Source organism: Corynebacterium sp. HMSC059E07 (assembly GCF_001814395.1).
Classification (GTDB): domain Bacteria; phylum Actinomycetota; class Actinomycetes; order Mycobacteriales; family Mycobacteriaceae; genus Corynebacterium; species Corynebacterium hesseae.
In genome coordinates this window covers 42,991-55,005 of the sequence record NZ_KV816314.1, presented here as the reverse complement: position 1 = coordinate 55,005, position 12,015 = coordinate 42,991, and the positions used below count along the sequence as shown (strand labels likewise).

7 protein-coding genes are annotated in these 12,015 nt (G+C 63.2%); 4 read left to right on the top strand and 3 right to left on the bottom strand.

Features of this window, described 5'->3' with window-relative positions; translation table 11 throughout:
* Positions 1-42: 42 nt before the first annotated feature.
* On the bottom strand, positions 43-1,410 hold the full coding sequence (locus tag HMPREF2967_RS07170; RefSeq protein ID WP_070685781.1) for a dipeptidase: 1,368 nt from the start codon (positions 1,408-1,410) through the stop codon (positions 43-45).
* A gap of 97 nt (positions 1,411-1,507) precedes the next feature.
* Between HMPREF2967_RS07170 and HMPREF2967_RS07165 the strand changes: the two genes are divergently transcribed.
* The 4 genes from HMPREF2967_RS07165 to ppk2 all read left to right on the top strand — a co-directional run bounded on the left by HMPREF2967_RS07165 (position 1,508) and on the right by ppk2 (position 7,435).
* Positions 1,508-3,481, top strand: a complete 1,974-nt coding sequence (locus HMPREF2967_RS07165; RefSeq protein ID WP_070532206.1) for an OPT family oligopeptide transporter — start codon at positions 1,508-1,510, stop codon at positions 3,479-3,481.
* A 290-nt stretch (positions 3,482-3,771) separates the two neighbouring features.
* Positions 3,772-5,418: a chaperonin GroEL gene (gene groL / locus HMPREF2967_RS07160; protein WP_070522669.1), complete on the top strand. Its 1,647-nt coding sequence runs from the start codon at positions 3,772-3,774 to the stop codon at positions 5,416-5,418.
* Positions 5,419-5,910: 492 nt separating this feature from the next.
* Entirely contained in the window at positions 5,911-6,090 is a 180-nt protein-coding gene (locus HMPREF2967_RS07150) for a PorH family porin (protein WP_070522674.1), read from the top strand.
* Between the two features lie 445 nt (positions 6,091-6,535).
* Positions 6,536-7,435, top strand: coding sequence for a polyphosphate kinase 2 (ppk2, locus tag HMPREF2967_RS07145; protein ID WP_070562411.1), 900 nt, complete (start codon positions 6,536-6,538; stop codon positions 7,433-7,435).
* A gap of 81 nt (positions 7,436-7,516) precedes the next feature.
* On the opposite strand, the gene HMPREF2967_RS07140 is transcribed toward ppk2, so the two are convergent.
* Together HMPREF2967_RS07140 and HMPREF2967_RS07135 are read right to left on the bottom strand one after the other, a co-directional pair.
* Complete coding sequence (locus HMPREF2967_RS07140) at positions 7,517-11,491, bottom strand: Pls/PosA family non-ribosomal peptide synthetase (protein WP_070685778.1); 3,975 nt, start codon at positions 11,489-11,491, stop codon at positions 7,517-7,519.
* Positions 11,492-11,968 carry a MarR family winged helix-turn-helix transcriptional regulator gene (locus HMPREF2967_RS07135; RefSeq protein ID WP_070522684.1) on the bottom strand — a complete coding sequence of 159 codons (477 nt, stop codon included), beginning with the start codon at positions 11,966-11,968 and terminating at the stop codon, positions 11,492-11,494.
* Positions 11,969-12,015 lie beyond the last annotated feature (47 nt).

Below are 12,015 nucleotides of genomic sequence, written 5' to 3'. Positions count from 1 at the left end.
CCCGCGCCCGGCGGATGGCTCTGCCGGGCGGGATAGTGCCGCTTAAGCGAAGCGCTGGAGGAAGAGAGCCTCAGCGATCGCAATCTTCTCAATCTCAGTCGGGTCGACCGACTCGTTAGCGGAGTGGATGGTGCACTGCGGCTCCTCGACACCAAAGAGTGCAATTTCCGCGTTCGGGTGCTTCTCCTGCAGCTCCACGGTCAGCGGGATGGAGCCGCCCATGCCCTGGGTGATGGTCTCGGAACCGTAGGCCTCGCCCAGGCACTCACCGAGCAGGGCGACGGCGGGCTTGGACGGATCGGTTTCGAAGCCCAGGTTGGCCTCGAGGATGGTGACCTCGATGTGCGCGCCCCACGGAATGTGCTTCTTCAGGTGCTCGGCCACTGCTTCCGCGGTGGAGCGGGGGTCCATGGTGGCGGGGGTGCGCAGGTTGATGTTGGCTTCGGCGGTAGCGGGCACGGCGTTGACCGCCTCGGAGACCGGGGTGGAGGTAAAGCCGGTCACGGTCACGGCGGGGCGGGCCCAAATCATGTCCGCGATGGCGGCGGCGCCTGCCGGATCCTTCGCGCCCATGATTTCGGTGCCCTCGAGCATCTGGGCGTCGGCGCGGAAATCTTCCTCGCGGTAGGCGGTGTCCTGCCCCTCGGCCAGCGGCCAGGTGCCCTCACAATCGACACCGTCGATAGTCGTGCGGCCGTACTCATCCGTTAAGGAATCCAGCGCACGCATGAGGGCCTTGACGGCGTCGGGAGCCGCGCCGCCGAACTGGCCGGAGTGCACTGCCGAGTTGAGGGTGGAGACCTTGACGTTGATCTGGGAGCCGCCGCGCAGGGAGGTGGTCAAAGTCGGCACGCCTGTCTTGGCGTTGCCGGCGTCGGCGATGAGGATGGCGTCGGCGGCGAAGAGCTCGGGGCGCTCCTCGATGAGCGCGGACAGGCCCTCGCCGCCGCGTTCCTCAGAGCCCTCGATGAGCACGGTGAGGTTGAGATCGGTTCCACCGTGAGCATCGAGCGCGCGCAGCGCGGCGAGGTGCATGGCCACGTTGCCCTTGCAGTCCGCGGCGCCGCGGCCGTACCAGCGGCCCTCGCGCTCAGTCAGGGTGAAAGGATCGGAGTCCCACGCGTCGGGGTTTCCGGCAGGAACCACGTCGTAGTGCGAGTACAGCAGCACCGTCTTCGCGCCCTCCTTGCCGGGGCGCTTGGCGACGATCGCCGTGGAACCATCAGCGGTGGTGATGGCTTCGGGGGTGAAGTTGGCGTCGACAAGCGCGGCCTGAACCCACTCGGCAGCCTTCGCGGGCTGGTCCTCGAGGCCCGGCTCGTTATGGACGGAATTGAAGGAGACGAGCTCCTTGAGTTGCTGGAAAATGGTATCGCGGTCGTTGCTGACAAACTCAGAAATGTTGCTCATGCCTTCCAACCTACTCGCATCCTCGAATCGGCCTGCCGAGCGTTAGGTAGTAATATATTCATGGTTCTAGTCCAAATTCTTTTAGAAAGGACCTGACATGGCGACTACCACCGCCGAAGGTTCCCAGTCCACGGTCCGCGAGCTTACGCTCCGGGGCATCATCATTGGTGGGCTCATCACTCTCATTTTTACCGCCGCCAACGTGTATCTGGGCCTCAAAGTGGGTCTGACGTTTGCCACGTCCATTCCTGCCGCCGTGATTTCCATGGCGGTGCTGCGCCGCTTCGCCGGGCACAACGTCAAAGAGAACAACATTGTGCAAACCATCGCGTCGGCAGCCGGCACTTTGTCCGCCATCATCTTCGTGCTCCCCGGCCTGGTCATGGTGGGCTACTGGCAGGGCTTCTCCTTCGTCGATACCGCCGCTGTCTGCGCCATCGGTGGTGTGCTCGGCGTGATGTACTCCATCCCGCTGCGCCGTGCGCTGGTGACGGGCTCCGATCTGCCCTACCCGGAGGGCGTGGCCGCGGCTGAGGTTCTCAAGGTGGGCGATAGCTCCGGCGAGGACGGCGAGGCCGCGCACGAGGAAAACGCGAAGGGCCTGCGTGTCATCGTCTTCGGTGGCATCCTTTCCGCCGTCATGGCTTTGCTTGCTGCGATGAAGGCTGCAGCCTCTGAGGTGGCCACTTATTTCAAGCTGGGCTCGGGTGCGACGACGCTTGGCACCTCGCTGTCCCTGGCGTTGGTCGGTGTGGGCCACCTCGTGGGCTTGGCGGTGGGTATCGCCATGCTCGTCGGCGTGGTCATTTCCTACCTCATCCTGCTGCCCATTCTCACCGGTGGGGAGGCACTGAGTGATCCGGCCACGATCATGGACACCGTCGACACGGTCTTCTCCGACAGGATTCGCTTCATCGGCGTGGGCACCATGGCCATCGCCGCCATTTGGACGCTGATTAAGATTTCCGGTCCGATTGTCAAGGGCATGGCTGAGTCCTTCGCTTCCTCCCGTAACCGCAAGGACGGCCACCAGGTGGCGGTGGAGGAGCGCGATATTCCGGCACCGTATGTCGTTGGCACCATCCTTCTGCTCATGGTTCCGATTGGACTGCTGCTGTGGAACTTCGTGCGCGGCACCGACATCCATGAGCACATGGGCGTGCTCATCACCGTGTCCGTGCTCTTCACTCTGCTTGTGGGCCTCGTTATCGCGTCGGTCTGCGGCTACATGGCTGGCCTTATTGGTGCGTCCAACTCGCCGATCTCATCTATCGGCATCATCGCGGTCATCGCCGCCGCATTGCTGATTGCCGCCGTGACGCGCGGTACGGAGGCGGAGCCGCTCTCGCTGGTGGCCTACACGCTGTTTACCGCGGCCATCGTCTTCGGTATCGCGACCATTTCCAATGACAACTTGCAGGACCTCAAGACCGGTCAGCTGGTTGGCGCGACGCCGTGGAAGCAGCAGGTAGCGCTCATCATCGGTGTCCTCTTCGGCTCCATGGTGATTCCACCGATTCTGCAGGTCATGCTCACCGGCTTTGGCTTTCAGGGCATGGAGGGTGCCGGTGAGGACGCACTGGCTGCACCGCAGGCCGCGCTGATGTCCTCGGTGGCATCCGGTATTTTTGATAACTCGCTGCCGTGGGATCTCATCGGCCTGGGCGCGGCGATCGGCGCCGTCATCATCATCGTCGACGAGTGCCTGCGTCACTTCACCGACAAGTACTCCCTGTCCCCGCTGGCGGTGGGCATGGGCATGTACCTGCCGGCGGCCATCACGATTGTGGTTCCGATTGGTGCCATCTTGGGTGCCTTTTATAACCGCTGGGCGGCGCGCCAGTCCAAGCCGGACTTTGCTAAGCGCATGGGCACGCTGCTGGCCACTGGCCTCATCGTCGGTGAGTCCCTCTTCGGCGTGGTCAACGCCGGCATCATCGCGGCGTCGGGCGGCGAGTCCCCGCTGGAGATCTTCGAGGGCGGAACTGCTGCCAAGATTGTCGGCGTCATCCTCTTCGTCGGCGGCATTGCTGCGGCGTACAAGTGGACGGCGAAGAAGGCAGAGGCTTAAGCGGAGCTAGGACTTCGGTTTAATGGACGGTTCGATTTAGCGGGCGGTTCGTATTAACGGGCGGTGCTTTTGCACCGCCCGTTCGCTTATAGCGTTCGTGTTGAACCTTGCAGTCGCTAGGTCTGAGTGCCAGAATGGTCGCTAGCACTTCCACATGGCAAGTGCCAGATATAAACAGAGTCATCTATGTGGTTGGGGCTGGAGAACACTCGCCAGCCGTGCCGTCGCGGGCGTCCGTCATAGATCAGACGTGAGTGTCGTCCTCAACAAAGCTTAAGGAGCACAAACACATGGCAAAGATCATTGCCTTCGATGAAGAGGCACGTCGCGGCCTCGAGCGTGGTCTCAACACGCTTGCCGACGCCGTCAAGGTCACCCTCGGCCCCAAGGGCCGCAACGTCGTCCTGGAGAAGTCCTGGGGCGCCCCGACCATTACTAACGACGGTGTCTCCATCGCGCGCGAGATCGAACTCGAGGACCCGTACGAGAAGATCGGCGCTGAGCTGGTCAAGGAAGTTGCCAAGAAGACCGATGACGTCGCCGGTGACGGCACCACCACCGCTACCGTTCTGGCACAGGCGCTTGTTCGTGAGGGCCTGCGCAACGTAGCCGCTGGTTCCAACCCGATGGGCATCAAGCGCGGCATCGAGGCCGCCACCAAGAAGGTTGTAGACTCCCTGCTCTCCTCCGCGAAGGAAGTAGAGACCCAGGAAGAGATCGCTACCACCGCAGGTATCTCCGCTGCTGACCCGGCAATCGGCGAGAAGATCGCTGAGGCTATGTACACCGTGGGCAACGGCTCCGTGAACAAGGATTCCGTTATCACCGTTGAGGAGTCCAACACCTTCGGTGTTGACCTCGAGGTCACCGAAGGTATGCGCTTCGACAAGGGCTACATCTCCGGTTACTTCGCTACCGACATGGAGCGCCAGGAGGCAGTCCTCGAGGATCCGTACATCCTGCTCGTCTCCTCCAAGATCTCCAACATCAAGGACCTCGTGCCGCTGCTGGAGAAGGTTATGCAGACCGGCAAGCCGCTGCTGATTATCGCTGAGGACGTTGAGGGCGAGGCCCTGTCCACCCTCGTGGTCAACAAGATCCGCGGCACCTTCAAGTCTGTTGCTGTGAAGGCTCCGGGCTTCGGTGACCGTCGCAAGGCTACCCTGCAGGACATGGCCATCCTCACCGGCGGCCAGGTCATTTCCGAGGAGGTCGGCCTCTCCCTGGAGACCACCGAGCTCGAGTACCTCGGCCAGGCACGCAAGGTTGTCGTGACCAAGGATGAGACCACCATCGTTCAGGGCGCTGGCTCCCAGGAGCAGATCGACGGCCGTATCAAGCAGATCCGTGCCGAGATCGAGAACTCCGATTCCGACTACGACCGCGAGAAGCTGCAGGAGCGCCTGGCCAAGCTGGCCGGCGGCGTGGCAGTCCTCAAGGTTGGTGCCGCTACCGAGGTTGAGCTCAAGGAGCGTAAGCACCGCATCGAGGATGCCGTGCGCAACGCTAAGGCTGCTGTCGAGGAGGGCATCGTCGCCGGTGGCGGCGTGGCTCTGCTGCAGGCTGCCGAGGTCCTGGACTCCCTCTCCGACCTCACCGGCGACGAGGCAACCGGCGTCAAGATCGTCCGCGAGGCACTGTCTGCTCCGCTGAAGCAGATTGCCCAGAACGCTGGCCTGGAGCCGGGCGTTGTTGCCGACAAGGTTGCGTCCCTGCCGGCTGGCCAGGGCCTCAACGCCGCTTCTGGCGAGTATGTGGACCTGATGGCTGCGGGCATCAACGACCCGGTGAAGGTCACCCGCTCCGCGTTGCAGAACGCTGCGTCCATCGCGGCTCTATTCCTGACCACCGAGGCGGTTGTGGCTGATAAGCCGGAGCCGGCTGGCGCAGGCGCTGGCATGCCGGACGCCGACGCAATGGGCGGTATGGGCTTCTAGGCCTTAGCCTCCCGGCCTGAAGCGCATTGCTGCTTCAGGTCCTAGCAAATTACGATCTCCCCACGGTCAACCGTGGGGAGCTTTCTTTGTCTTGAGACCTATTTGTGTCCTTACGTAGCCCCAAATAGGGGTAATTTGAGATGTTCCGGCGAAAAAAGATTTTGCGAGTTTACTCTGAAAAGCAAGCATATGAATCGTAGTTAAGGGGGCTAATGTTACGTTCCCAGGAAGATTTGCTGAGTCCTTCTGTCGGGCGCTGTCTATTTCTGCAGTTAGGAGCGTTGTCGCTGGCTGCATTAACGAAAGATGAATAAATAACCTGAAAAGTGACTCTGATTCTCGAAGCGCTTTGCGTGAAAAATCATCCACGAATCCACTTGCAATGTTTCGGTGGTGTGCCAGAATAGTTCCGTGTGACGCCCGCTGAGGGTGTCTGCAAACTGCAAACCCCTCCGGGCATTTTTGACCCGGCCTTCACAAGAGGAGACCACAATGGATCTTTCTTTCATCGGTGACCAGCTCGGCAACTTCGCTGACTTCGCTGACGGTATCAAGAAGCTCTTCACCGGCTTCGCTAGCGTCTTCGATCTCATCTCCGGCGCTGCTACCGCCGACAACTACGACGTTAAGCCGGACACCTCCGCTCTCGAGGGCCTGTCCTCCAAGAAGTAAGCTCGCTCCCTTCATAGGGAAGCACTAAACACACACTTTCAATCCCAAGGAGATTTCAAATGGGTACCCTTTCTTCCACCGGCATCATCGGCCTCCTGCTCAACATCTTCTACGGTCTGGGCACCATGGCTGACGGCGCTTCCAAGCTGATCGGCCTGCTCTAAGCAGCACGCTGCTCACGCAGAACTAAGCGTTAACCCCGCTGACCCGCTTGAGGGCAGCGGGGTTTCCTGTATCCAGACCCCGCTCGCCCGCCTGGCAATGGCGGTGGCGTGTACGGAACGATCAATTAAGCCCCCAGATCATCGAATTCTGGGGGCACTATTTGTTAGAAACGTACATTCTGGGCGGCGGCTGCCGCCCGTCGGGCATTATGGGGGTAAATTGAGCGGCCTCGAGTCGTTTTATCGAGCCAGATGCCTGCTTCCTAGATAGAATTAATGGTATGGCTGACATTAAAGACGACGAACTCCCCGAGATCGACCTTGCGCAGACCGACGGCTACGTCGTCGATGACTCCGATGAGGACGATCCCTCGCTCATCATGCCGGATGGCTCACCGGTTGAAACCTGGCGCGAGAACTACCCGTACGAGGAGCGCATGACGCGTGACGAGTACGAGTCCATTAAGCGCTCCCTGCAAATTGAGCTGCTGAAGTGGCAGAACTGGACCAAGGAAACCGGCCAGCGCCACATCATTCTCTTCGAAGGCCGCGACGCCGCTGGTAAGGGCGGCACCATCAAGCGCTTCAACGAGCACCTCAACCCGCGTGGTGCCCGCACCGTGGCACTCGAGAAGCCCTCCCCGCGCGAGTCCACCTCATGGTATTTCCAGCGCTACATTGAGCACTTCCCGTGTGGCGGCGAAATCGTCTTCTTCGACCGCTCCTGGTACAACCGCTCCGGCGTGGAGCGCGTCATGGGCTTCTGCACGGAGTCCCAGCACGCAGAGTTCCTGCGCGAGGTACCGATGCTGGAGAACATGCTCCTAGGCTCGGGTATCTCCCTGACTAAGCTATGGTTCTCCGTGACTCGCAAGGAACAGCGCACTCGCTTCGCTATTCGCCAGATTGACCCGGTCCGCCAGTGGAAGCTTTCGCCCATGGACCTAGCGTCCTTGGATAAGTGGGATGATTACACCCGCGCCAAGGAGGAGCAGTTCCGCTACACCGATACGGAAGAGTCTCCGTGGATCACCATTAAATCCAACGACAAGAAGCGTGCCCGCATCAACGCTATGCGCTACGTGCTCTCGAAGTTTGAATACACCAACAAGGACCACGAGGTCGTTGGTCAGGTGGATGACAAGATCGTGAAGCGCGGACGCGACCAGATCGGTGACTAGTCACGGCACCCCGACCGCTTATTAGCGAGTCAGGCATAAAAAGGAGGCGGCAGGAAAACCTGCCGCCTCCTTTCTGTTTATCTATTTCTTCCAGGGCTCAATCGGGTTGCCCTGCCAAACGGAATTGCCCGGGACTTGGTCGCCGCGCATCACCAAGGAGCCGGGGCCAACCGTCGCCACGCTGCCAATGACTGAGGCGGGCAGCGCCACCGAATGTGAGGCAAGTGTCGCGCCGGCCTTAATGGTCACGGTGTCCAGGCTCATCACGCGGTCCTGGAAGAGGTGCGTTTGCACCACGGTGCCCGGGCCGACGGATGCGCCGTCGCCCACGATGCAGAGATCGGTCTCCGGGAACCAGTAGGAGTCGATCCACGCACCGCGGCCAATCCTGACGCCCAGCGCGCGCAGGCCCAGGTTGATCTCACCCATGCCATAGGTGTGGCTAAAGAACCACGGCGCAGCAACCGCCTCAACGAAGGTATCTTGCAGCTCGTTGAGCCACACGAAGGCAGACCACAGCGGGTGGTCGCCGGCGGTCTGCGTGCCCACGCAGATCCACTTCGCGGCTACTGTGACCGTCATCGCGATAGCGCCCGCCACCATGAGGATGAGGCCGCCGAGGGCCCAGGCGGCGGCGACGCCGAGGGCGTCGGCAAGCGCGTAGAGCGATGCCAGGGTCCCCGCCAGCAGCATGGCCGAGGTCATCGGCGCCAACAGGCGCATGGTCTCAATCGCACCGCGTGCGGCCTTGACCCCAAAGCCCGGGGAGTAGGTGAGGGACTCGCCCTGCACGCCCTCCACGTGGGCCTCGACGCGGCGCATGCGCTCCGGTGGGGAGCCCCACCAGTTGGCACCGGACTTAGTCTTCTTCGGCGTCGACGAGAGAACGGCAACCAGCGAGTTCTTCGACAGCTTGCGGCCCGGACCCGTGATGCCGGAGTTACCCACGAAGGAGCGCTTGCCCACCTTGGTCTCACCCGTGAGCATCCAACCGCCGCCGAGCTCGTAGCCGCCGATCATGGTGTCATCCGCCAGGAAGGCGCCGTCTTTGACCTCGGTGAGTTTGGGCACCATGACGGCCGTGGAAATCTCCACGTCCTTGCCAATCGTCGCACCCAGCGAACGCAGCCACGCCGGGGTGAGCTGCGAGGCATAGATGGGGAAGAGCTGAGTGCGAGCTTCATCCATGAGCCTCTCGATGGTCCACAAGCGCCAACCTTTGGCGGAGCGCACCGGTGCAACACCGGGCGTGATGCCAATGGAAAGCAAGCGCACGCCCAGCCAGGTTTGCAGCATATAGGTAGCAAATGCCACCAGGGCGCCGAGCGGCGCGAAGAAGATGGAGCCGACGAAGGCGTCGCCATCGGTCAGCGCGATGAGGCTAACGACGACAGCCGCGCCGACCGCCAGCGCCACAATGGGCTGCACGGCTAGCAGGACGGACGTGAAGTCATACACAGGAACCCATAGCGGGCGGCGCTTCGGGGCATGGGACGGGAAGCGGTGCTTGGAGCGGCCCACCTTCTTTGCAGGGGAGCCGGACCAGCGCTGACCGTCCTTGACCTTCTTGCGCCCCGTCACGGTGGAGCCGGCCTCTACGTGGGCGTACTTGCCCACGACGGTGCCCGGCAGCAGCGTGGAGCGCGCACCCACGCGCGCGCCTTCCTTGACCTCAATGGCACCGACGCGGAGGATGTCGCCGTCCAGCCAGTAGCCGGTGAGGTCCACTTCCGGTTCGATAGCGGCGTGCTTGCCCAAGGTCAGCAGGCCGGTGACGGGTGGCAATGAGTGAAGGTCCACGCCGCGGCCAATCTTCACGCCCAAGGCGCGGGCATAGTTATTGACGCGGGTAGCGCCCGCCAGGGAGCTGGCGCCTATGGCATTAACCCAGCGCTCAGCGGCCCAAATGCGCAGGTGCGTGGAACTGCCGCGCGGGTACTCGCCGGGCGTGATGCCGGCGGTGATGAGGCGCGCGCCGTAACCGCCCAGCGGGATGCGCCCAACCGGGGTGACGAACACAATGAGCAGGATGGCCACCAGCCACCACGGGGTGGTCATGGCCCAGTCCACGCCGAGCAGGTTCGCCACGTTGGAGCCCAAGAGCAACCACGCCAGCCAGCTCGTGGCAGCCATGGTCATCACCGGGATCTGGATGAGCGTTTGTGCGATGCGCGTGCCTGCGCCCACGGGCGCTACCTCGCGGGCGGGACCGGAGTCCTCGACGGATTCGGCGTCGGCAAGCTGCTCCGCGAGCGAGCCCAGGCGAGGGTGGTCGTAGAGGTCACGCACGGCCACGGTGGGGAAGCGCTCGCGGATGCGGCCGACCAGGGTCGCCGCGGCCAGCGAGGTGCCGCCGAGGGAGAAGAAGTCGGCGTTGACGTCCTCGACGGACACGCCCAGGGTGTCCACCCACAGCTCCGCCAACCACTGCTCGGTGGGGTTGAGGCCGGATGCCTCCACACCCACGCCGGGCAGTGGCCACGGCAGGGCCTTCTTATCCACTTTGCCGGAGGTGCGAATCGGCAGCTCCTCCATGACACAAATGCGGGGGACGAGCGCTGCCGGCATGGATTCCGCCAGGCGAGCATGCGCGGCCTCATGGTCGAAACCGGCATCCGGGTCATCCAGTGAAACGTAGCCGACGAGCACGGACTCGCCGCCCGGCGTCTTCTGCACGGCCACGGCGGAGTTGTACACGTTGGGAAGGGCCGCCACGTTGGCTTCCACCTCACCGAGCTCGATGCGGCGGCCGCCAATCTTGACCTGGTCATCGACGCGGCCCACAAAATACAGGCCGTCCTCTTCAAGGCGCACGTGGTCACCTGTGCGGTAGGCGCGCTCCCAGCCCAGGGACTCCAGCGGCGCGTACTTCTCCGCGTCCTTGACTGGGTCCAGGTAGGCGGCCAGGCCCACGCCACCGATGACGAGTTCGCCCACCTCACCGGTGTTTACGGGGACGCCGTGCTTGTCGACGACCACCAGGTCCCAGCCCTTCAACGGCAGCCCGATCGACACGGGCTGGCCCGGCAGCATGCGTTGCGCGCAGGCTACGACGGTGGCCTCGGTGGGGCCGTAGGTATTCCACATCTCGCGGTCCTCGGTGGCTAAGCGGTCCACCAGCTCCTGGGAGCAGGCTTCGCCGCCGACGATGAGGAGGCGGATATTATCCAGGGCCTCGGCGGGCCACAGGCCAGCCAGGGTTGGCACGGTGGAGACCACCGTGATGTCACGGCGAATGAGCCAGGGACCTAAGTCCATGCCGGAGCGCACCAGGGAGCGCGGGGCCGGGACCAGGCAAGCACCGTGGCCCCAGGCCAGCCACATCTCCTCGCAGGAGGCGTCGAAGGCCACGGACAGGCCGGCCAGGACGCGGTCGTCCGGGCCGAGCGGGCCATGCGGGTTATCCGCCAGGAAGAGGGCTGCCTCGGCGTCAACGAAGGCGGCCGCGGAGCGGTGGCTCACCGCTACGCCCTTGGGCTTGCCCGTAGAACCGGAGGTAAAGATGATCCAGGCGGTGTCTTCGGGACGCGGTTCGTCGAAGGGGGAGGTGCCGCCACCGTCCTTTTCGTCGAACGTGGGGCGCTCCCCGCGCTCCCGCAGCATGCGGAAGCCCTCGTCGGTGAAGACACCGTCGATGTCGGCCTCGCCGAAGACCATCTCGGCGCGTTCATCGGGGTCGTCGGCGTCGACGGGCACGTAGGCCGCGCCGGCGGCGAGCGTGGACAGGATGGCCAGGTAGAGCTCGCGCTTGCCGGAGGTCATGCGGATGCCGATGCGGTCTCCGCGCCGCACACCGCTGGCGTGGAGCTCGGTGGCCCAGGCGGAGACGTCGGCAAGCAGCTCGGCGTAGGTCAGGATCTCACCGTCATCCAGGGCGGCAGCCTCGGGGTAGTTCTCTGCTGTGGTGCGCACGACGTCCCACAGGGTGCGCGCCGGTGCGGCCTCGGAACCTAGGAGGTAGTGCGCGGGAACCTCGGGCATTGCTGGGGTCTCGGGCTCGTCCGCCTGGAGGGCGTGGCGGCCTCCGGTACTAGGAAGATTATCGGGCTCCGTCATTTAGGCATCACTGCTTTCTGCATCACCGGGCGCGTCGGCCGCGATGATGGCAGTGGCCAGCTTGCGCAGGTGCTTGAGCTGCTTGTTGGTGGACTCGTCGAGGGCCTCGTCCTCCGCCTTCGCCACCAAGACCGCAAGCTCCTTGTGGGCCTTGGTGCCTTTCTTGGTGGAGGCAATGATTTGGCGGCGGCGGTCCTTGGAGTCACGCTCACGCTTGACCCAATGGCGGGACTCCAGTGAATCGAGGAGGCGCACCATGTCGGAGGCGTCGATGGCCAGGGTTTCCGACAGGGCGGACTGGGAGGACGCGGTCTCTGCAACGAGGCAGGTGAGCACCCAGTATTCGCGCAAGGTAGTCCGCTGTGTTTGCAGCGCGGCCTCGACGCCTTCGCGGGTGCGGCGGCGGAGGCGCTCCAGCTGGAAGGAGGGGGACTCCAGGAGTGCGGTAGGGATGGAAACAGAATTCAATGAAGGCATGCCGATGATTCTAACGCGCCTACGGTGGCATGCCTAAATTATGGGTT

Excerpts from the sequence above, each read along its gene's own strand:
- HMPREF2967_RS07150 (WP_070522674.1), top strand. The coding sequence starts at position 5,911 with ATGGATCTTTCTTTCATCGGTGACCAGCTCGGCAACTTCGCTGACTTC.
- HMPREF2967_RS07140 (WP_070685778.1), bottom strand. The coding sequence starts at position 11,491 with ATGACGGAGCCCGATAATCTTCCTAGTACCGGAGGCCGCCACGCCCTC.
- groL (WP_070522669.1), top strand. The coding sequence starts at position 3,772 with ATGGCAAAGATCATTGCCTTCGATGAAGAGGCACGTCGCGGCCTCGAG.
- ppk2 (WP_070562411.1), top strand. The coding sequence starts at position 6,536 with ATGGCTGACATTAAAGACGACGAACTCCCCGAGATCGACCTTGCGCAG.
- HMPREF2967_RS07135 (WP_070522684.1), bottom strand. The coding sequence starts at position 11,968 with ATGCCTTCATTGAATTCTGTTTCCATCCCTACCGCACTCCTGGAGTCC.
- HMPREF2967_RS07165 (WP_070532206.1), top strand. The coding sequence starts at position 1,508 with ATGGCGACTACCACCGCCGAAGGTTCCCAGTCCACGGTCCGCGAGCTT.
- HMPREF2967_RS07170 (WP_070685781.1), bottom strand. The coding sequence starts at position 1,410 with ATGAGCAACATTTCTGAGTTTGTCAGCAACGACCGCGATACCATTTTC.